This is a genomic window from Kribbella sp. NPDC051936 (genome assembly GCF_040680955.1).
Lineage (GTDB): Bacteria > Actinomycetota > Actinomycetes > Propionibacteriales > Kribbellaceae > Kribbella.
Genome location: NZ_JBFAXS010000007.1, coordinates 593,752 through 613,731, shown reverse-complemented (window position 1 = coordinate 613,731; position 19,980 = coordinate 593,752). Strand labels below are relative to the sequence as shown.

At 68.0% G+C, this 19,980-nt stretch carries 24 protein-coding genes; 5 read left to right on the top strand and 19 right to left on the bottom strand.

Translation table 11 applies throughout. From position 1 onward, the window contains the following. Positions 1-99: 99 nt before the first annotated feature. Positions 100-381 (bottom strand): hypothetical protein, encoded by a 282-nt coding sequence (locus AB0L64_RS27290; protein WP_363714480.1) that lies wholly within the window; start codon positions 379-381, stop codon positions 100-102. Positions 382-510: 129 nt separating this feature from the next. Between AB0L64_RS27290 and AB0L64_RS27285 the strand changes: the two genes are divergently transcribed. After that, entirely contained in the window at positions 511-1,464 is a 954-nt protein-coding gene (locus tag AB0L64_RS27285) for a cyclase family protein (RefSeq protein ID WP_363714478.1), read from the top strand. A 91-nt stretch (positions 1,465-1,555) separates the two neighbouring features. Here the strand turns inward: AB0L64_RS27285 and AB0L64_RS27280 are convergent, their stop codons facing one another. The 3 genes from AB0L64_RS27280 to AB0L64_RS27270 form a co-directional block, all read right to left on the bottom strand. Continuing rightward, positions 1,556-2,038 carry a hypothetical protein gene (locus AB0L64_RS27280; RefSeq protein ID WP_363714476.1) on the bottom strand — a complete coding sequence of 161 codons (483 nt, stop codon included), beginning with the start codon at positions 2,036-2,038 and terminating at the stop codon, positions 1,556-1,558. 61 nt (positions 2,039-2,099) lie between these two features. Then, complete coding sequence (locus AB0L64_RS27275; protein WP_363714474.1) at positions 2,100-2,651, bottom strand: hypothetical protein; 552 nt, start codon at positions 2,649-2,651, stop codon at positions 2,100-2,102. 53 nt (positions 2,652-2,704) lie between these two features. Then, positions 2,705-3,160, bottom strand: a complete 456-nt coding sequence (locus AB0L64_RS27270) for a macro domain-containing protein (protein WP_363714538.1) — start codon at positions 3,158-3,160, stop codon at positions 2,705-2,707. A gap of 186 nt (positions 3,161-3,346) precedes the next feature. Here AB0L64_RS27270 and AB0L64_RS27265 point away from each other — a divergent pair, with 186 nt between their 5' ends. Continuing rightward, positions 3,347-4,114, top strand: coding sequence for a hypothetical protein (locus tag AB0L64_RS27265; RefSeq protein ID WP_363714472.1), 768 nt, complete (start codon positions 3,347-3,349; stop codon positions 4,112-4,114). Between the two features lie 665 nt (positions 4,115-4,779). Here AB0L64_RS27265 and AB0L64_RS27260 read toward each other — a convergent pair. The 11 genes from AB0L64_RS27260 to AB0L64_RS27210 all read right to left on the bottom strand — a co-directional run bounded on the left by AB0L64_RS27260 (position 4,780) and on the right by AB0L64_RS27210 (position 13,014). Further along, positions 4,780-5,370, bottom strand: a complete 591-nt coding sequence (locus tag AB0L64_RS27260) for an AAA family ATPase (RefSeq protein WP_363714470.1) — start codon at positions 5,368-5,370, stop codon at positions 4,780-4,782. A 32-nt stretch (positions 5,371-5,402) separates the two neighbouring features. Then, the gene (locus AB0L64_RS27255) at positions 5,403-5,762 is read right to left on the bottom strand and encodes a YciI family protein (RefSeq protein WP_359937681.1); all 360 of its coding nucleotides are present in this window, start codon (positions 5,760-5,762) and stop codon (positions 5,403-5,405) included. Between the two features lie 151 nt (positions 5,763-5,913). Beyond that, on the bottom strand, positions 5,914-6,399 hold the full coding sequence (locus AB0L64_RS27250) for an AAA family ATPase (protein ID WP_363714468.1): 486 nt from the start codon (positions 6,397-6,399) through the stop codon (positions 5,914-5,916). A gap of 403 nt (positions 6,400-6,802) precedes the next feature. Then, positions 6,803-7,357 (bottom strand): dihydrofolate reductase family protein, encoded by a 555-nt coding sequence (locus AB0L64_RS27245; protein WP_363714466.1) that lies wholly within the window; start codon positions 7,355-7,357, stop codon positions 6,803-6,805. A gap of 171 nt (positions 7,358-7,528) precedes the next feature. Beyond that, entirely contained in the window at positions 7,529-7,960 is a 432-nt protein-coding gene (locus AB0L64_RS27240) for a GNAT family N-acetyltransferase (protein WP_363714464.1), read from the bottom strand. Continuing rightward, positions 7,960-8,562, bottom strand: coding sequence for a D-Ala-D-Ala dipeptidase VanX (vanX, locus tag AB0L64_RS27235; protein ID WP_363714462.1), 603 nt, complete (start codon positions 8,560-8,562; stop codon positions 7,960-7,962). Before vanX ends, AB0L64_RS27240 begins: the two co-directional genes overlap by 1 nt. Continuing rightward, entirely contained in the window at positions 8,559-9,626 is a 1,068-nt protein-coding gene (gene vanA / locus AB0L64_RS27230; protein ID WP_363714460.1) for a D-alanine--(R)-lactate ligase, read from the bottom strand. Before vanA ends, vanX begins: the two co-directional genes overlap by 4 nt. Then, on the bottom strand, positions 9,619-10,611 hold the full coding sequence (locus AB0L64_RS27225; protein WP_363714458.1) for a D-isomer specific 2-hydroxyacid dehydrogenase family protein: 993 nt from the start codon (positions 10,609-10,611) through the stop codon (positions 9,619-9,621). Before AB0L64_RS27225 ends, vanA begins: the two co-directional genes overlap by 8 nt. A gap of 9 nt (positions 10,612-10,620) precedes the next feature. Beyond that, a complete protein-coding gene (locus tag AB0L64_RS27220; RefSeq protein WP_363714456.1) occupies positions 10,621-11,094 on the bottom strand; it encodes a VanZ family protein in 474 nt (157 codons plus the stop codon). A gap of 202 nt (positions 11,095-11,296) precedes the next feature. Then, positions 11,297-12,424 carry a peptidoglycan bridge formation glycyltransferase FemA/FemB family protein gene (locus AB0L64_RS27215; RefSeq protein ID WP_363714454.1) on the bottom strand — a complete coding sequence of 376 codons (1,128 nt, stop codon included), beginning with the start codon at positions 12,422-12,424 and terminating at the stop codon, positions 11,297-11,299. Further along, a complete protein-coding gene (locus AB0L64_RS27210; RefSeq protein ID WP_363714452.1) occupies positions 12,421-13,014 on the bottom strand; it encodes a M15 family metallopeptidase in 594 nt (197 codons plus the stop codon). The genes AB0L64_RS27215 and AB0L64_RS27210 overlap by 4 nt, the downstream gene beginning before the upstream one ends. Before the next feature lie 87 nt (positions 13,015-13,101). Between AB0L64_RS27210 and AB0L64_RS27205 the strand changes: the two genes are divergently transcribed. Together AB0L64_RS27205 and AB0L64_RS27200 are read left to right on the top strand one after the other, a co-directional pair. After that, complete coding sequence (locus AB0L64_RS27205) at positions 13,102-13,776, top strand: response regulator transcription factor (RefSeq protein ID WP_363714450.1); 675 nt, start codon at positions 13,102-13,104, stop codon at positions 13,774-13,776. Next, positions 13,769-14,863, top strand: a complete 1,095-nt coding sequence (locus AB0L64_RS27200) for a HAMP domain-containing sensor histidine kinase (protein ID WP_363714448.1) — start codon at positions 13,769-13,771, stop codon at positions 14,861-14,863. The genes AB0L64_RS27205 and AB0L64_RS27200 overlap by 8 nt, the downstream gene beginning before the upstream one ends. A gap of 3 nt (positions 14,864-14,866) precedes the next feature. On the opposite strand, the gene AB0L64_RS27195 is transcribed toward AB0L64_RS27200, so the two are convergent. Both AB0L64_RS27195 and AB0L64_RS27190 read right to left on the bottom strand, forming a co-directional pair. Beyond that, the gene (locus tag AB0L64_RS27195) at positions 14,867-15,514 is read right to left on the bottom strand and encodes a dihydrofolate reductase family protein (protein ID WP_363714446.1); all 648 of its coding nucleotides are present in this window, start codon (positions 15,512-15,514) and stop codon (positions 14,867-14,869) included. A gap of 78 nt (positions 15,515-15,592) precedes the next feature. Further along, entirely contained in the window at positions 15,593-16,075 is a 483-nt protein-coding gene (locus AB0L64_RS27190; protein ID WP_363714445.1) for a DUF1990 domain-containing protein, read from the bottom strand. Between the two features lie 65 nt (positions 16,076-16,140). On the opposite strand from AB0L64_RS27190, the gene AB0L64_RS27185 reads away from it, so the two are divergent. After that, complete coding sequence (locus AB0L64_RS27185; RefSeq protein ID WP_363714443.1) at positions 16,141-17,430, top strand: family 43 glycosylhydrolase; 1,290 nt, start codon at positions 16,141-16,143, stop codon at positions 17,428-17,430. 42 nt (positions 17,431-17,472) lie between these two features. Here the strand turns inward: AB0L64_RS27185 and AB0L64_RS27180 are convergent, their stop codons facing one another. Both AB0L64_RS27180 and AB0L64_RS27175 read right to left on the bottom strand, forming a co-directional pair. Next, a complete protein-coding gene (locus AB0L64_RS27180; RefSeq protein ID WP_363714441.1) occupies positions 17,473-18,960 on the bottom strand; it encodes a sulfatase-like hydrolase/transferase in 1,488 nt (495 codons plus the stop codon). Further along, a complete protein-coding gene (locus tag AB0L64_RS27175; RefSeq protein ID WP_363714439.1) occupies positions 18,957-19,976 on the bottom strand; it encodes an aliphatic sulfonate ABC transporter substrate-binding protein in 1,020 nt (339 codons plus the stop codon). The genes AB0L64_RS27180 and AB0L64_RS27175 overlap by 4 nt, the downstream gene beginning before the upstream one ends. Positions 19,977-19,980 lie beyond the last annotated feature (4 nt).

Sequence of the window (19,980 nt, the reverse complement as noted above, 5' to 3'; positions counted from 1 at the left end):
GTTCGAGGTCATGCGGATCCTCGCCGATCTGCACGGGCCCCGCAATGTCCGGCTCGTGGTCTGGTTCGGCGCCTGACCGACCCCTGAGAGCGGATGAACTTACGTCAGACGAAGTGCGTGCTCGAGGTCGGACACGCACGCCCGGAGGTCCTCCACGGCGTCGTAGTGGCGAGTATCCAGATGTTCGAGAGTTCCCCACTGCATCTCAGCCTCGCCGGAGCTCCAGACCGTCAGCTGCCCCGCGATCTCATCCTTGCTCAGGATGAGCCAGGCTGCCGGCTTGTCGGTCAACGGGCCGTCGACGACTTCATGGGCCGCCCCAGCCTCTGCCCAGCGTTCACGCCGTTCGTGGGCGATGGCATGGAGGCTGGTCAGGTCCATGCTGCACATAGTCGCAGGCTTCGAGAGGCGAGTTCCAGCGATGGCGGCCGACCTGGTGGCCGGGGTGGAGGGGAGGGCAGGGATAGCCTGCCTAGGGGTGGTTTGGGTTGTGGGAGTGGAGGAGTTGGGATGGCGGCTGGGCGAGTGGTGCCGACTGAGGATGAGGTGCTCGGGTATTTCGACACGTTGTCCAACTGGGGACGGTGGGGTGAGGACGACGAGCTCGGCACGTTGAATCTCATTACGGACGACGTACGGCTCGCGGCGGCTCGGGGAGTGCGGTATGGGCGGAGTGTGTCGTGCGCGTGGGAGGTCGCCGTACCGGCGGAGATGGAGCGGGCGACTACGACGTGCCCGTGTGCCGCGGATATGCCGGGTGCGGAGCACATGCCGGCGGCGTTTCACGCTGATCGGCACTGGGGTTTCTCCAACGAGCGGCTGGGGATCCTGTTCCACGGCAACACGATCACGCACCTCGACTCGCCGTGCCACATCTACTGGGACGGCAAGATGTACAACGGGCGCTCGCACTCGTTGGTCGACGCGGAGACGGGATCGGCGTGGGGCGCTGTGACGGCGGCGGCGGACGGGATCGTGACGCGTGGTGTCCTGCTGGACGTGGCGAAGGTTCGTGATGTGCCGTGGCTGGAGCCGGGGCAGGGTGTGTTCCCCGACGACCTCGAGGAGGCTGAGCGCCGCCAAGGGGTACGGGTGCAGCCGGGCGATGCGGTGCTGCTGCGGACCGGATACGGCCGCGCTCGGCACGAGGCCGGTCCATCGGGCGGTATCACGCAGGCCGGCTGGCATGCGTCCTGCCTGCCGTGGCTGCATGAACGCGGGGTCGCGCTGATCGGCGCTGATACTCCGCAGGACGTTCAGCCGTCGGGGTACGACGCCGTACTGATGCCGGTTCATGCCGTGAGCCTTGTCGCGATGGGCCTGTGGATGCTCGACAACTGCGACCTGGAGGCGTGCGCGGCGACAGCTGCCGAGCTCGGTCAGTGGGACTTCCAGTTCGCGGTCGCGCCGGTCCGATTCGCGGGCACTTCCGGCAGCCCGGTCAACCCGATCGCGACGTTCTGATGGCAGTACGGCGCATCGAGAGGGCTGAACTCGATGGTCGCGGCCGGTATCGACTGTGCCGATGCCCGCAACGAGTTCACCAACACGTACGTCAGCCGGCCGTCGGCTGTGCCTTGTCGTAGTATCCGGGCTCGGCGATCAAGACAGATTCGAAGTAGTTGCCTTCGGCATCGTCGCGACCTTCGGGGGTTGTCGGGCGCCAGAGGGCGAGCAGCAGGTCGGGGGCGGTGTACGAATGTCCGTTCTCCTCTTCGAGGACTCGGGTCGTCCGGCGCAGGGCTTCCACGAGATCCGTGGCAGGGGTCCGGAAGATGTCCAGGCCGCCGTACGTCACGGTGACACCCGGGTCGGTCGGTCGCCCGAGCTCGATGGCCTCGGCACGATCGTCCGCGTCGAAGTACGCGCTGAGGAACAAGCCGCTCGGATGCATCACGCACCATCCCGCTCGGTCACCTGCAGCTCGGCAGAGCACCTCCGGCCCACCGAAATGCCTCATCGTCGCGACGATTTCGTGGCCCGTCGCGGCGAGTTCGAGCGGGCCGACGGACCTCGGCGGGTGCAGCTCGATGATCACCAGCTCATCATCTCCAGTCGCTGCTGCTGCGTGGAGCGGACACCCGGTGTGTTCGGGGTGCCTAGGCCCTGTCAGGGTCGGCCGCCGGAGTTCGGCGGGCTGTTCCGCGGTGCAGGGCGAGGTGGCCGCCGAGGAATCCTGCGCCGGCTATGACCGCGTTGCCGGCCAGGGCGAGTTTGGCGCCGGTTCGGTGGTTGCCGCGGAGTCGTGCGACGAGGGAGCTGGTGAAGAGGAGGATCGCGGTGTCGGCGCCGAGGGCGTGGACTGCGCCGATGCGGCGTTCGGAGCCTGAGAGGTCGGCCCAATCCGCGGCGCCTGCGAAGGCGGTTGGCAGCGACGCGAGTACGCCGAATCCGGCGAGCAGTGTCGACGCGCGACGCGAACCCGATCCGCCGGTGAGGTCCAGGAGAGACGTGCTGAGCCAGCAGCCCGTCGTCACGTCGGTGAGCGGTGGATGGAGTGAGTGACCGAGTACGTCGCTGTGCAGCGGGCTGCGCTGCATCCGCTCGGTGAACGGCCCGTACGCCAGCTCCTGGGCGCGAGCGATCCGCTCGGCGACCGAGCTTTCCCCGACCGCTCGAGCTACGCGTTGCGGCAAGGACTTCGATGCCACGATTTCACGATAGCGCCGGGTGGCCCTGCCGTGGAAGGAGTCGAGATCCCACCTCAGTGAAGCAGCGCCTCGCGGTGTGAGATGCGTGTGGTGGCCGGCAGGGCCCGCATGCTGTAGGCGGCGGCCATGAGTTGTGCTGCACGGGCCGGTGGTACGCGGCCGTATCCGGTGCCGAAGCCGGGCGCTGCGATGCTGCCGATTGTCGTGTCGCGGCTGACCGCTAGCAGGGCGGCCCAGAAGGCGTCGTGTACGGCGATGTCCATCCCGCCCGACAGCGGCATCGGCACGCGCATCGTCGGTGCATAGACCAGCCATCGGCAAGGGTCGTCGCCGGTGGCAACCATGTTCGCTGTTCCGACCGGTTGATAGCCGTGGTACTCGTCTGCGATGGCCGCCCAGACCGATCGTTGGACATCCGGCCAGTAGTCGGCGAGTGCCCGGTCGACACCGCCGTCCATCTGCCCGTAGCTGTTTCCCGCGGTCAGTACGGCGTCGACGTCCGGCAGCACGTCCAGCAACGACCCTCGCCGTACGTCCACCACGCCGTCGTCGATCTGTGCGGCGAGAACGTACGGCGTGGCTCACGGGCCGGTCGTACGACTCGTCGGCGACTGCTCGCGTAGACCTGGGCGGTGGGAGACTGAAAACTTCGATGTCGCGGCATCGGACTCGCGCCGATGAAGGGGAGTGGTCGGGTGGCGGGTGACCTGGGTGGGACGACGGTGGTCCCTGATCTGACGGTGAACTTGGTCGCGGCCGCGATCGCTGCGGGAGCCGGATGGGCTTGGGTTCCGGTCAAGCGAAGGATCAGGACGCGGCGGGCCCGTGGTTTCTGGCGGATGTACCGCGGGCGGGTCGGGCCGAGCATCGTGATCGGCCGGCACGACACGTTCAAGGACTTCGAGCCGAGCGGGTTCGTGGGTGGCGGCGATGCCATGGCGTTGCGGGAACTGCAGCGGATCTTCGACGAGATCGGCATCGGTTCGCCCGACATCATCCACTCGAACGCGATCGACGCGAACCTCCTGAAGCAGAGCAACCTGATCGGTCTCGGCGGGCCCGACGGGAACTGGCTCACGCGAATCGTGCTCGAGCGTGTCGTCACCACCATTCGGCTCGGCAGGCCGGAGATCCACGAGATCGCGATCGAGGACACCGTCGAGAACGAGGTGTACACGCCGTGGTTCAGGCCGAGCTGGGACGAGGGCGTGGACTACGGGGCGATGTACCGGATCCCGAATTCGTTGTTCGGGAAGGAGGTGCTGCTGATCGCGGGAGCGTTCGGGTACGGCACGTGGGCGGGGGTCCGGTTGCTCGCGGGCAAGGAGTTCCTGCGCCATCCGGCGGTGGCGGGGAATCGCCCGTTCGAGTGCCTGTACCGGGTCGACGTCGTGGGGCGCGATCCCGCGCGCGTCGAGATCCTGACGGTACGAGAACTGGCCGTCAGCCCAGGCGCGACCTGACAGACCTGCCTGGACCTGATGGGACCCGACGCTACGAGACCTGACGGAACCGGTCCGTCAGATGGCGCTGCGCCGGTTGGCTCCCGTCCTGCCGTGGCGTTTGGGCAGGCGGGGCGTCCCGTTGGCCGTGGACGCGCGCAGTCCCGCGGGACCGGCGCCGCGCACGTCGCGCTGCGCCGGTCGGCTGTGCCACGTGTCGTGCTGGCCGGTTGTCCGTCGTGCCGCACCGATCGGCTGTGCGTCACGCCGTACCGGTCGGGTGCGGGCCGTACCGGTCGGGTGTGTGTCAGGCCGTATCGGTTGGGTGTGCCGTGGCGGTTGGGTGTGCCGTGGCGGTTGGGTGTGCCGTGCTGTGCCGCCCGGCCGTGCGTCACGTCGTACTGGTCGGGTGTGCGGCTGGTGCCGTATGGCATCGCCGGGTCGAAGGCGCATGCCGAGGTGCGAGGAGGCGGTCCACCGCTCCGTCGCGTACCGCATCGCGGGGGCCTCTGAACTCCGGCGGGGCGATCGCCTGCATTGGGCCGGAAGGCTTGTCGGGCTCGGGATCGTGTTGGCGTCGCACCCACGGCTGCGATGGGCCGTATTGGTCGGGTGTGCGTCACGCTGCACTGGTCGGTCTGCGGCGTGTTCAGCGGGACTGTGGGGGTACGGCGGTCCGGCGTCGGTCAAGAAGTTGCGCGTGGGGTGGTCATGATTTGGTGGGCGGAAGTTTCTGGGGTCTGGGTGGTGGTGTCTACCCAGAGGTCGTAGTGCATTCCGTCGTGTACGCGTGCCTCGGACCAGCGGGAGAGGCCTGCTGGGTTCTTGCGGGTGACCTCGCGGCGTTCGAGTTCGGCCAGGTCGCAGCGGACTCCAACCGTGAGAACGTCGAGGTCTGCGAGGGTTGTGAACCAGTGGTCTCTCACCTCGGAGCCGAGCATCATCTCGTCGACGATGACCGGGTTGCCCGCCTGGACGAACTCGCGGACGGCGCGGTGGAAGCCTTGCAGCATGCGTAGTCCGATCGGCCCGTACGCGATTCCGCACACGGGTTTGCCGTTGTCGTCGGGCAGGTCGACGTACTGGAAACCCTGCGCGCGATGGGCCCCCATCGAGCCGCCCGCCCACTGGGAGGGGACCGTCGCGAAGCAGGTGTCCAGACCCATCAGCAAGTACGGCTCGTCGAGGGCGTCTTGTAGTGCGGTGCCGAGCGTGGTCTTGCCGGCGGACGAGGCGCCGTTGAGGAAGATGACCGAAGGCTTGGAGGTTCGCGTCACCCGCATGAGGATATCCGCGAGGCGCGATCAGCTCAGATGTCGAGCTCCGGGTCGCGCATGAACTTGCGGACGTCCTGGGCGCAGCGGCAGGCGGTGGCCTGTTTGGCGGCCCACTGGAGCGCGTCGTCGCGGGTGGGGACCTTGACGATCATGAAGCCGCCGATGAGCTCCTTGGTCTCCGGGAACGGGCCGTCGGTGACCAAGCCGTCGGTGGCGACGACGGCGTGCTCCACGTCGTTGTTCTCGTAGTCCAGGCCGCCGCCGAACACGTACACCCCGGCGTCGATCGCCTCCTGGACCACCGCGTGCGCGGCCTTGCCCACCACGGGCCAGTCCTCCTCCGCGAAGTGGTCCATCGAACCCTTCTCGAACGAGATCAGGTAATGCGGCATCTCATCACTCCTGTCCGGCGGCCGATCCGCGCCCGCCTCTCACCTGTGCAACGAACGCCGCACCGCGAATCCGACATGCTGCCGGCCGGATACGCAGGCGGTCGCGGGTACCAGCACATCCGGGTACGCCGTCGTACGGCTGGGGCCGCGATCAGGAGTCGGCGACCTTCAGGACGGTGTCGACGACTTCGCTCAACGGGCGTGCGGTGTCGATGATCGTTCCTTCCGGCACGCCTGCTCTCGTGGCGTGCAGGCGGAGTATGAACTCCCTTTGCTGGGCGTCTCCGCCCCAAGCGCCCCGGTTACGGAGTCTGTGCTCGAGTGTCTCGGCGTCCACGTCCAGCACGATCACCTTGTCGAAGAGATCGAGGAACTTGTGGAGGTTCCGCGATCCGCCGCAGAAGAAGGTGACCTCGTTCGTTGTGTCGGCGACGAGTTCGCGGACCTTGGCGACGTCCCAGATATGGTGCTCGTAGCGGATGTCACCTTCGGTCGGCGTACCGGTTTCCGGGTCTCCCTGATAGGCCAGCTCGTTGTCGCCGTCCACGGCGTTGTACCCGCGCCGCCGGAGTTCGTGGCAAACCGAACTCTTGCCGGTCCCGGAACCTCCTTCGACGAGGTAGTTGCGCTTCGCCATGCGCGCCATCGTAACGACCGGCGGTCGCGCTTGGGTTGCCTCTCGGGGTGTGCGGGTCCGTTCGTTCCCGGAGCGGCCGTGGCGCAGTACGTCCAGCTCGCCGAGGATGCTGGACACGGAGGCCGGGCCGGGATGATGGACGCCCGCCGGCCCTGATCGTCAGCGGCAGACCCGGTGGTCGCCGCAGGGTATGCACAGCCGGGTTTGCTCGGGCTCTTGCCCGGCTGATGTCTGCAGGGCGGTCGGCCGCGGCCCGCGTGCCTTCGGGTGCGAATCCGGGCGCGGTCTCGCGTGTTTGTGCGAGCGGTTCGGGTCTGCGTGGTTCGAGTGCGGGCTGGGGCGGCCGTCTGGTGCGTTTGTGCGGGTGGTTCGGCCGCCCCTGCTCGTCTCTGTTTGGTGCGGTTCAGTTTTGGGTGCGGCGGTAGCGTTCGTAGATCAGGCGGGTGGCGACTGTTCTGGTCTCGATGAGGTCCAGGGGTATGGGCTTGGTGACCGGGGGCAGGAACGGGGTGCCGCCGCCGATGACGACCGGGTGGCGGAGCATGCGTAGTTCGTCGACGAGGTCGAGCTCGATGGCTGCCGCGGCTAGGGCGGCGCCGCCGATACCGACATGCTTGTCGGTCGCGGCCAGCGCTTCGGCGATCTCGTCGGCCAGTGGGGCGGTGGCCAGCCGGGCGTTGCCTTCAACGCTGTCCAGCGTGCGGCTGAAGACGACCTTCGGGAGGGCACACCAGACCTCGGCGAAGGCTGCTCCTCGTTCGCTGTCTCTGAGCGACTTGTCCGTGTCCCAGACGAGCATGGTCTCGTACAGCCTGCGGCCGAGCAGCATGCAGCCCAGCTCGCTGGTCTCGGCGATATGGAAGCGGTACTGCTCATCGTTCGTGTCGCCCCAGTCGAGCCCACCGTCACGGTCGGAGATGTAGCCGTCCGCCGACACACCCATCGAGTAGATCAACATGCCGTCACCCCACCGTTGCCGAACCTCATCATCCCACCACTCCTAGTCTCCGGCAGCCCGCTTCCGGCCACCTCTTATCTGGACTACGAACAGCCCGGCCCCGATCCGACAAACCGCCGGACCCCAGATCCTCGAAGGTACGAAATCCGTCGCCGGCGTCGGCCTTGAGGCCTACCTGAGGGTCCTCAGGAAGCGGGACGAGGTTGTGGACTGGTTGCTGTAGCCGTGGGATTGGTAGAAGGTGTGGGCGGGGGTGCGGTGGTTGGAGCTGGTTACTTCCAGGCGGAGGCAGCCTTGGGTGGTGGCGAAGGACTCGGCGGCCTCCAGGAGCAGGGCGCCTACGCCTTGGCGGCGGGCTTGGGATGAGACGACCAGGGCTACGATGCGAGCCCAGGTGCCTTCGCGTTCGAAGAACGGGATGACGTGGACGGCGATGACGCCGAGGAGACGGTTGTCTGCCTCGGCGACGTACGCCGCCCCGGCCGGGTCCGCTGCCCACGCCTGCAGGCGGGCTGCGGTGACGGCCGGGTCCTGCTGCGGATAGCCCAGTTCTTCGAGCAACGCGTCGATGGCATCGGTACCGCGCGCCGGTCGGATCCGCATCACACGATCGGAAAGTCGAAGTACGTGTCGGGATACGGCTCGTCCCGCAGCGTGTAGTGCCACCACTCGTGGGCGCAGCCAACGAAACCGGCGGCCTCCATGACGGCGCGGAGGTGGTGCCGGTTCTGTGCCTCGAGCTCCGAGATTCCGGGTGCGCCGTGGTGCGAGATCGGGTCCATCAGGTCGTGGCCGCCGCCCATGGCCGCGAGTTCGCCGGTCCCCAACGAGTACAGCGTCAGGTCGACGGTGCTGCCCCGGCTGTGGCCGGATTTCACAGCCACGTAGCCCGACGAGATCATGTCGGTCCGTGCGATGTTCGGGTAGTGGCGCGACTTCGTCCTGCCGTCTTCCGGCTGCGACGACCAGCGCAGGAAGTGGTCCACGGCGCGCTGCGGGCGATATCCGTCCCACAGCAGCAGTCCGAAGCCGCGCGCCTCGGCCTTCCCCGATGCCGTTTCCAGCGCCGCGCACAGCGCCGTGGTCCCGACGATGCGGTTCACCAGATACCCGTCCACGGGTTTCCCGACGAAGTTGTCCCAGGTCGCGTACTTCGCGTCCCAGCGGATCCCGGGCACGTCGACGTACCCGAAGTCGGTGTTCACCGGAGCTTCCCGGTCAGCGTCACCGACACGAGCCGGTCGATCACCTCGCCGAGCGGTACGCCGGCCGCCGCCATCATCCGGGGATACCGGCTGTACGACGTCATGCCCGGGAACGTGTTCACCTCGTTGAGCACCGCCCGCCCGTCCGTCGTGAGGAACATGTCGACACGCGCCAGCCCGCGGCAGCCGAGCGCGCCGTACACCGCCTTCGCCGCCTCCTGGACGAGCACCCGTGCCGCGTCCGGGATGTCGGCGGGAACGATCGGCGTCGAGTTCTCGGAGCCGCTCTCCGGCGAGTCCTCCTGGTGGATCTTGAAGAACCCGTGGGTCAGCGCGATGTGGTCCAGTTCGCCGGTCATCAGATCCAGGTCGTTGCCCATGACCGCGCAACCGATCTCACTGCCGACGACGGCCTCTTCGATCAGGATCTTCGAGTCGAACTGACGCGCGGTCTCCAGCGCGGCCGGCAGCTCGTCACGATGCGAGACCTTGCTGACCCCGAACGACGAGCCTGACCGGGCCGGCTTCACGAAAACGGGGTAGCTGAACTGCTCGGCGTCGACCGGCTGATCTGCCGTGACGATCCAGAAGCTGGGCGTCGCGATCCCCGCGCTCCTGGCGACGGTGTACGTCAGCGCCTTGTCCATGCACTGCACGGAGCTCTGGATGTCGCAGCCCACGTACGGAATGCCGGACAGCTCGAGTAGGCCCTGGATCGCGCCGTCCTCGCCGCGCTTGCCGTGCAGAACGGGAAGCACCACGTCGAGGTTGATCGTCCGGTACTGCCCCACTCTGATCCGCGATCCCAACCGGTCGGACTCCAGGACGAGCAGGCCCTGCGTACTGCTGTCCGGCGACAGCACGACCGGGCTCGACTTGCCGATCTCCCAGTCCGGACCGGGACCGTCGCACAACTTCCAGGCGCCCTGCCGGGTGATTCCGATGTAGTACGGCTCGTACTTGTCCAGGTCGAGGTTCCGGGCGATCTCCTGCGCGGACTTGACCGAGACCGGGTGTTCCTCGGAGTCGCCGCCGAAGAGAATGCCGATCTTCAACTTATCCATGGTGCTCCCTGCTTCCGAAGTTCAGGCAATTGACGATGGAGTTCTCGACTGTGTCGCGGAGTGCGTGGTCGGTGTAGTAGGCGGTGTGCGGGCTGATCAGCACGTTGGGCAGCCGCTGCAGTCGCAGCAGCAGTTCGCTGTCGACCGGTTCGTTGCGGCGGTCGGCGTAGAAGATGCCTTCTTCGCCTTCGAGTACGTCGAGTGCTGCGCCGCCCAGCCGGCCGCTTTCGAGGGCGTCGATCAGTGCGGAGGTGTCGAGGAGTGCTCCGCGGCCGGTGTTGATCACGTACGCGCCGGGCTTGAGTTGCTCGATCCGGCGGCGGTTCAGCAGATGCCGGGTTTCCGCGGTGAGAGGCGTGTGGAGCGTCACGATGTCGCTCTGCAGCAACACGTCCTCGAGTGGGACCCGTAGACGCTTGTCATAGGCAGCGACTTGGCAGCCGAAGCCTTGCAGCCGGTCGATCACCGCGGTGCCGATCCGGCCGGTGCCGACGACGCCGACGGTCAGGTCGCGCAGTTCCCGCCCACGGATCGGTTCCAGGCGGTAGTCGTGGGCGTCGGTGCGGCGGAGGATCGATCTCATGTTGCGGATCGCCATCAGCATGAGCATCACCGTGTAGTCCGCGACGCTGTCGGGGGAGTAGGTGACGTTGCCGACCGTGACGCCGAGCTGTTCGGCGTACGTCACGTCGATGTGGTTGCAGCCGATGCTTCTGGTGGAGATGTACCTGACCCCGGCGCGGCTGAGTGCGCGAAGCGTGCGGTTCGTGACTCTGGTCTTGTGGCCGACGCTGATGCAGCTTCCGGCGACCAGGTCGATGGTGGCCTCGGAGATCGGTGCTGCGGTGATGATCGGGGTGATGCCGAAGTGTGCCGACAACTCCTGGAACAGTGCGGCTTCGTCCGGCTCGCATCCGAAGATCGTGATGCCCGCGAGCCGTTCGGCACTCCGTACGGCGGTCCCTGCCGGTTCGCTGTAGGTCATGCCTTCAAGTCAAGGGGAGGTGGTGTTGCCGGTCCGTATCCGGTTTTCGATATGCCCACGAAATGTGGGGTGCCACCAGGGGCGTGAGGCCAGCGCTGCCAGCCCGGCGCCGAGTGCGTTGAGCAGTACGTCGTCCACCGACGTCACTCGGTCGAGCCGCAGGACGAGCTGCGCGAGCTCGATCAGCACCGAGCAGCCCGCCGCGAGGCCCAGGACCCGCGGGAGCGACGCCAGCCTCGCGAACCGCAGGGGAGCGAAGAAGCCCAACGCTGCGAAGACCAGTAGATTGCCGACAATCTGCAAGGGTGACATCGACAACAGATCGCGCAACGGGACCAGGCTGAGCCGGCCGGCGACCTCACCCGCCCCGCTGCCCGGCAACATCGTCATCCAGACCCAGGGCACCGTCCCGTAGACCATGCCGACGTCGGCGACCGCCATCCACCACACCCGCGCCGACGCACGCCGCGGGACCGCGGGCATGGGCGTGGCGTACGGCGGGGATGCGGGGGTGTGGTGTGGGGTTGGCGGTGTTGACGAGGTTGGTGTGTGGGTTGTGTTGTGGGTGCTTCGTCGCAAGGCCAGTGTGCAGGTGAGGAGTATGGCCAGTGGGGCGGTTGCGACGGTCAGCAGCGCTACGCCGGTGTAGGTGCCGAGCAAGTGGGGCCAGTCGCTGATCATCGTGTTACTTCCGCTTGTTTCTCAGGTGTTCGCGTCGCCTCATGTACAGGTCGAAGGCTCGGTACATCACCGGGCGCAGCGGCAGGTCCCACTCGCCGACGTAGCGCACCGCCTGACCGCCGGTGCCGACCTTGAACTGGATGAGCCCGACGTGCGGATCGTCGGCGGAGAGCGTGGGAGTGATGCCGCGCAGGTCGTAGACGTCGCACCCCGCCGCCAGTGAGTCGCGGATCATTGCCCACTGACAGGCGTTCGAGCCGCGGACGTCGCGTTTCTCGGTCGCGGAGGCGCCGTACGAGTACCACGCGTACGCGCCGACCCGGACCAGGATCGTGGCGGCGACGAGGTCACCGGAATGATGTGCCAGGTAGAGCTTGATCCGCTCGGGATCCTCAGCGCTCATCGCCGCGAACATGGTCTCGAAGTACCCGAGCGGCCGGGGCGTGAAGTGATCGCGCGCAGCCGTGTGGACGTACAAATCGTGGAACGCCTTCAGGTCGTCTCCGGCGGTGACCTCGACACCCGCCTTGGCCGCCTTCTTGATGTTGCGACGCCAAAGCTGGTTCATTCCCCTGAGCACGTCGTCCTCGCTCCGGCCGGCCAGCGGGACCTCGTACTTGAACTGAGGCTGACCAGCGCCGAACCCATCCTCCGGGCTCTGCGGCAACCACCCGGCTGCACTCAGCCGGCTCGTCACGCGAGCGCCCAAAACATCGACGGCACCAGGCACCTCGGTAAGCCGCGCGACCTCCGGATCGGCGATCCCCGCCTTGACCTGATCGGCGCTCCAGCTGTGCGTGCGCAACGGCGGCACAAGCCGGATCGCGAACGCCCCCTGCGCCTTCAGGTACGCCGCCAGCGGATCGAGCCATCTGCTGAGATCACCGGTCCAATCAATGGACGGCCCCTCGGGCAGATAGGCCAACGTATGCCGTTCGAGCCGCGGCACCGGCCGATGCAGAACCAGCCCGGCCCCAACGAGCCGCGGGCCGTCGTACCAGCCGAGCGACTCGCTCCGCCACTCGGTCTTCACACGGCCCCACGCCGGCGTCTGCAGGAAGCTGACCGACCGCTGCGTGCCGATGTACGCGAGGTGCTCGGCGGAGCTGATCGGCGCGACGCTCAGCGTCACCCCTGCATCCTCGGGTCGTGCGTCGGGTCGGCGTACCGCGGCGGGCAGCCGTGGGAGACGGCCTCGGGCCGCAGCTCGTAATGCCACGGCTCGTTGTCGTAGATCTGGCACAACCCGTACCGCGCGCCGTGCTCGGCCAGCCAGGCCGTGGCGTCGGAGCGCCCGATGTCGATCGCCTGCCCCAGAACATGCGGGGACGTGGTGGGCGTAGCGACCCAGCGGGCCGCTTCCTCCATCGAGCCGTACTTCGAGACCGCGTCCCGCAACAGCTGCTTCTGGTACGCCGGTGTGCGCCACCCGCTGTTGACGTAGAACTTGACCCCGTCGTTCCCCGCGTCCGTCGCGGCCCGGCGCAGCGCGCCGAGCAGGGCGGGATCGAGGTTGCCGACTGCCGGGATGTGGTCGTCGAAGACCGTCAGACCCTCGGGTACGGCGCCGTCCGCCTCGCCGAGGGCGGCGCCGGCCGAGAACGACGGGAACGCCAGCGTCTGATGGACGAACACGCCGATGATCGCCACGTTCGCGACGACGAGGGCCGCGCGGATCGACAGTCGGGTACGGCGGCCTGGTGCCGGTGCGCTGACGGACATGTGTCCAGTCAAGTCAGCGCGGTGTTGCCGGCGCGTATCCGGTTTTCGATACGTGCGCGATATGTGCCGCCTCGTACTATCGAGGATGTGCGGGTGCTGATTGTGGAGGACGAACCCGAGATGGCCGACGCCATCCGCGACGGCCTGCGCCTGGAGGCGATCGCCGCGGACGTGGCCGGTGACGGCGACACCGCGCTGGAGCTGCTGAGCATCAACACCTACGACATCGCCGTTCTCGACCGTGACATCCCGGGCCCGTCCGGCGACGAGGTCGCCAAGCGGATCGTTGCCTCCGGCAGCGGTCTGCCGATCCTGATGCTGACCGCCGCGGACCGGCTCGACGACAAGGCGTCCGGGTTCGAGCTCGGCGCCGACGACTACCTGACCAAGCCGTTCGAGCTGCAGGAACTCGTGCTGCGTCTGCGCGCCCTCGACCGGCGGCGCGCGCACAACCGCCCGCCGGTGCAGGAGATCGCCGGACTGCGCCTGGACCCGTTCCGCCGCGAGGTCTACCGCGACGGCCGGTACATCGCGCTGACCCGCAAGCAGTTCGCCGTACTCGAGGTGCTGGTCTCTGCCGAGGGCGGTGTCGTCAGCGCCGAGGACCTCCTGGCACGAGCCTGGGACGAGAACGCCGATCCGTTCACGAACGCCGTACGGATCACGGTCTCGGCGCTGCGCAAACGCCTCGGTGAGCCGTGGCTGATCGCGACGGTGGCCGGTGCCGGCTATCGCATCGACACGGGGCCGAAGCATGGTTAGGGAGCCCGGGCTGAGCGTCCGGCTCAAACTCACGCTCAGCTATGCGGGATTCCTGATGCTCGCCGGCGCCTTGCTGCTGGCCGCCGTCTGGGCGTTCCTGCTGCGGTACGTGCCCGATCGGGCGATGCTCATCGTCCCCGACGGGATCGACGACGGTGTCTTCCCGGTCCGCTCCGTGCTGCTGCGCACGTTCGCGCCGCGGGCCGGCGTCGTACTGCTGATTCTGCTGGTCTTCGGTCTCGCGGGCGGCTGGCTCCTGGCCGGCCGCATGCTCGCCCCGCTCACCCGGATCACCGACGCCACCAGGCTGGCCGCGACCGGGTCGCTCTCGCACCGGATCCGGCTCCCCGGGCCGAGCGACGAGTTCCGCGAGCTCGCCGACGGGTTCGACACGATGCTGGCGCGGCTGGAAGCGCATGTCAGTGAGCAGCAGCGGTTCGCGGCCAACGCGTCGCACGAGCTGCGTACGCCGCTGGCGATCACCCAGACCTTGCTCGATGTCGCCCGTAACGACCTGAACAGCGACAACCGCGTCCTCGTCGACCGTCTCCGGGCCGTCAACAACCGCGCGATCGACCTCACCGAGGCGCTGCTCCTGCTCAGCCGCGCCGACCAGCGGTCGTTCACGCCGGAGCCTGTCGACCTGTCGCTGCTGGTGGAGGAGGCCGTCGAAACCTTGCTGCCGCTCGCCGAGAAGCGCGGTCTGACGATCGAGGTCTCCGGAGGCGTCGCCCTGGCCGGCGGCTCGCGTGCGCTGCTGCTGCAACTGACGACGAACCTCCTGCACAACGCGATCGTGCACAACCTGTCCGACCACGGCACCGTATGGATCACGACCGGCGTTCACTCCGGCACCGCGGAGCTGGTCGTCGAGAACACCGGCGAGGAACTCTCGCTGCGGCTGGTCGCCACGCTCGTCGAGCCGTTCCAGCGCGGCGCCGAGCGGACCCGCACCGATCACGGCGGCGTCGGGCTGGGCCTGGCGATCGTCAACACCATCGCCCGCGCCCACGAGGGGAGCCTGGCGCTGATGCCGCGGATCGGCGGCGGGTTGCGGGCCACCGTGCACGTGCCCGCCGCCCGGTAGGTCTCAGCCCTTCTTGAGCGTGAACGTCAGGTGCGTGACACCGCTCGGGGACGCGACCACCTCGACGGCGTACCTGTCGTCGAGCGCCTCCAGGCCGTCCCACAGCCGCACGCCGCGGCCGAGCACGATCGGGACCTGCGCGACGTGCAGGTAGTCGATCAGGCCCTCGGCGAGGAAGTCCCGGACGACGGTGGCTCCGCCCCCGACACGGACGTCGGCGCCGTTCGCCGCGGCCTTCGCCTGCTCGAGCACCTCGGCCGGGGTCGCGTCGACGAAGTGGTACGTCGTACCGCCCTCCATCTCGACCGACGCGCGCGGGCGGTGGGTGAGGACGAAGACCGGTGAGTGGAACGGCGGGTTCGGGCCCCACCAGCCCTTCCAGTCCGGGTCGTCCTGCCAGCCGGGCGGGCCGAACTTGCCGGCGCCCATGATCTCGGCCCCGATCCCCGGCTCGTGCTGCTCGGCGTACGCGTTGTCGACGCCGCGCGTGCCGCCGGGCAGCCCGTCCGCGGCGTGGAAGAACCGCGTTCCGACCAGCCACTCGTGCAGCCGCTCCCCGGCATGCCCGAACGGCGCCTCGAGCGACTGGCCGTCACCCGTGCCGTACCCGTCCAGCGAAATCGCGAAGTTGTGAACCCGCACTTCGGACATCTGAAGCTCCTTCACATCACCGGCACCGCCTCCCGGCGCCCTCACAGTAAGGTCGGAGCCGATCACCCCACCTTGACATCACCGCGAAAGAGCCCGGAAGTAGCGCTTCCGGTAGAACCGCTGGGCCAGGAGCGCGACAGGGTAGGCGACTCGCCACGCGCCTGGCGCCGCCTGGGTTCGGGAGCGGATCGTCAGCTGGACGGAGCCGTCCGGCCGCCGCTCGACCAGGAAGGTCTCCGTGCCCCGGACCGGATGCCCGCGGAGCGTGCCGTAGGTGAAACCCTTCAGCTCCGGCTCGTCGACGACCTCGAGGATCTCGACGGGTTCTCGGACGCGGAACGGGCCCAGGTGGGCGACCAGCCAGTAGCGGTCTCCAGGAGCCACGCGGTCGACGACGGCGGACTCGACGGAGAAGCCGCTGCGGGTCTTCACGCCCCAGCGCAGCACCTCGGTCGAGGCGAAGGTCCACAGCGGCGATCCGTGGCCGAGACGCACGGTGCGCTCGTACCCGGGCCGGATGCCCTCGTACGTCGCCGCAAGCTCCGGCAAGGCTGGTCTCACACCGCTCATCATGAACCTTTTTGCCGGTTCTTCACCGTTGAAATGAGTCTGACTAGCGTGCGCGCATGGAGATCAACAGGAGAACGGTTCTCGGCGGTTTGGCGGGGGTTGTCGGCGCGGCGGCGCTCCCTTCCACGGCGGCGTACGCGGATGCGGGGCGGTACCCGGCGGCCTGGCCCCACCCCGAGCCGTACGGCGCGGCCGACACGCGGCTGGATCTGTGGCCGCGGGACGACAACTCCTTCGTGCTGCCGCTCGAGCTGCGGCCGCGCGACGCGGAGCTCGGCCGGGTGTGGATGCGCGACACCTACGTGAACTGCTTCAAGGTCAACGGCCGCCCGCTGTACGTCGCGACGGGTACTACGCGCGTACCGGGCCTGCCTGCGGCCGGGCCGTGGAACGACGGCATCTTCGTCTGGACAGCGCCCTCGTTGCACGGGCCGTGGAAACTCGCCGACACGACCGGGATCCGGCCCGACGCCGAGCGGGGCAAGGTCTGGTCGCCCGAGTTCGTCGGCGAGAACACGCCCGGTCGCACCGTCGTCGCGCCGTGGCAGGAGTACTGGTACGACACCCAGTTCGGCAAGCGAGGCCAGGCCTGGGCGCCCGAGCTGCACTACTTCCGCGACACCTGGTACATCGTGGCCTGCATGGGCGACCACTCCCGCAAGGTCGGCTCGTTCCTGCTGATCAGCGAGGGCGGCGTCGAAGGACCGTACCGCCTGGCCGAAGGCAACCTGGACAAGCCGTTCGGGGACTCCTTCATCGGCGGACCGGGCTTCATCCTGCCCGGCGCGTACCACCACATCGACGGCGGCCTGTACTCCGAGGGCGACCAGGCTTGGCTCGTCCTGCACAACAACCTCTACGCGCAGTTCCGCGACGACATGGAGGACATCGTCCCGACGACCGGTCTGCCGGCGTTCCAGCAGAGCCCGTACACCCCAGAGCCGTACCTGGAGGGCGCGTACGTCTTCAAGCACGGCGGGAAGTACTACCTCCTGCACGCCGCCTGGGACCGGGCGTCAACGAACCCGGACGGCACCGCCCGGAACGCCTACGACCCGCCGGCGCCGGGCCGTGTCCAGTACCAGTACGACCTGATCATGGCGGTCTCCGACCACTTCGAAGGCCCGTACTCACACAGGTGGACAGCCGGTGTCGGGGCCGGCCACAACAACATCTTCACCGACGCCGCCGGCCACCTGTGGGCAACGTTCTTCCGCAACCCTGCCTTCGGCTACTGGTCGGACCTCACCCGCGCAGGCGACGCCGCCGTGCCAGGCGTCGTCCGGATGGAGTGGACCGGCCCGAGCAGCAACCGCATCTACGTGCAGCGGCGGAAGAACGCCTGACCAGACCGCGGGGCCCTCTCACTCAGAGGGCCCTGCGGCGCGTTACTTCCGGTACGTCGTCTCGTCGAGGCCGCTCATCGTCGGGTCGTAGCCGACGTCGCCCACGTCGTACATGGAGGTCATCCAGTGGTAGAAGTTGTCGCCCCGCTCGCGCAGCACCGTGTACAGCCGCCGCATCAGCTGCGACCGTACGCCGGCCTGCTCCGGGTGCTCGTACACGTTGAGCAGCTCGTCCGGGTCGAGCTCCAGGTCGTACAACTCGTTCACCGAGTCCGGATTCACCACGAGCTTGTACCGGTCCGTGCGCAGCATCCGTTGCGGATAGGGAAAGTGGTGCCCGTGGAACTCGCAGACGATGTCGTCGTCCCACTCGGCCGGCTCGCCACCTACCAGCGGCAGCAGGCTCCGCGAGTCGACCGCGTTCTTCGGGTCGGCCCCGGCCAGTTCGAGGATCGTCGCGGTGCAGTCGAGCAGGCTGACGAACTCGTTCCGTACGACGCCCTCCGGCTGCCCGGGCACCCGCAGCAGACCGGGCGTGCGGTAGATGTCCTCGTACATCGCCGGCCCCTTGTCGTGCAGCCGGTGCGAGCCGGTGAACTCCCCGTGGTCGCAGGTGAAGAACACCGACGTGTCGTCGGCCAGCCCGAGCCGTTGCATCGCGTCCAGCACCCGGCCGAGTTCGAAGTCGATCAGCGCGACGTACCCCTGGTAGATCGCGATCAGCTTGCGCGTGGTCTCGATCGGCATCGTGTCGAACGTCCAGTGCGCGCTGTAGTTCTTCTGCACCATCGGCTTGCCCTGGAACGTCTCCGCCACCGACCGCGGCAGCTCGACGTCCGCCGGGTCGATCAGGTCGAAGTACTCGTCCGGCAGGATGTACGGCAGATGCGGCCCGAAGAGGTGCAGCGCCAGGAAGAACGGCTTCCCGCCGTCCGCGGCGTACCGCTCGAGCATCTCGATCGCCCGGGTCGCCAGGTAGTGCTCGAACGTCGCCGCGACCGGCTGGTGCAGGCGGGCGGCGAGCAGGTTGCCCGGTCCGCCGTTCGGCAGCGTGCCGCGGATCCGGTCCGAGATCTCGTACGGCGGGAGGTCCCGCTCCGCCAGGTACGCGAGGTAGTCGGGGTGCTCGACCGGGTTGTGCCAACCCGGCAGGTCAGGACCGTCGAACCCGAAGTCACCCGCCGACTTCCGCGTGCCGACGTGCCACTTGCCGATCAGCCCGCAGTTGTACCCGCGGTCGCGCAACGCCTGGGAGAACGTGAAGGTACCCTCGCCCAGGTCTTCGAGATAGCCGACGTTCCGCTCGTAGTTCGCCAGCAGCTTGTGCCGGAACGGCGCCTGCCCGGTGAGCAGGCTGGCCCGGGCCGGCGTACAGATCGCCGTCGGCGTGTACCACCGGTCGAAGCGGGTCCCGGTCCGGGCCAGCTCGTCCAGGTTCGGGGTGGTCCCCAACTGGTTGCCGTAGGCACCGAGCGTGTCCGCCCGGTGCTGGTCGGTCATCAGGAAGAGGATGTTCTTCGGCTCGGTCACTTCGCCACCGAGCCGGAACGTGCCGCGGTGAACAGGTCGCCGGTGTAGTACGTCTTCGGGTCGGTCTTCGACTTCAGCTTGCCGGCCTGGACGAAGTAGTCGGCCATCCCGTTCAGCCACTTGTCGATCGTGCCGTCCTTGGTCTTGGCGTCCAGCTCGTCGACCGACAGCACCTTGACGTTGCCGGCGTCGGCTTTGACCTGGCCGACCGGCACGTTCAGCATCTTCGCGGTCAGCTCGATCGACTCGTCCGGGTTGGCGGAGCGGTAGGCCATCGCGTCGCGCAGGACGGCGATCGTCTTCTCGGTCTTGCCCTTCTGGCCGGACACGACGTCGTTACCGGCCACGAACGCGGTCGGGAACGAGACCTGCGCCTCGAAGTCGGAGTTCTTGGCGAGCTCGGTCAGGTCCGGGACCTGCTTCTTGATCGTCCCGATCGCGGGGTACCAGAAGCCGGCCGCGTCGATCTTCTTCGACGCGAACGCCGACACGATCGTCGAGGCGTCCATGTTCACCACCTTGACGTCACTCTTCGACATCCCGGCCTTCTGCAGCGCCAGCGTCAGGATCATGTCGCCCGACGTGCCTTCCGGTACGCCGACGGTCTTGCCGCGCAGCTGGTCGATCGACGTGGTCCCGGAGCGGGCGATCACCCGGTCGGCGTTGCCGAGCGTGTTGATCGCGATCACCTTCGCCTGCCCGGAGGCCGGCAGCCAGAACGCGCCCGGGCCGATGTAGCCGAAGTCGAGGTCGCCGGTGCCGAGCGCCTGGATCTGCAGCGGGCCGTTCGTGAACACCTTGGTGCTCGCCTTCAGACCGTGCTGCTGCCAGAGCTTCTGGTCGTTCGCGATCGCCAGCAGGCTGGTGCCGTTGTAGTCGGCGATGTAGCCGAAGTTCACCTCCTGCAGTGGGCCGCCGTCGGCCGCCTTGTCATCCGACCCGCCGCAGCCGGCGAGCGCGAGCGTGAGAGCAACGGCCCCGGCGGCGAGGGCCGAGAGCTTGCGTGAGACAGACATGAGC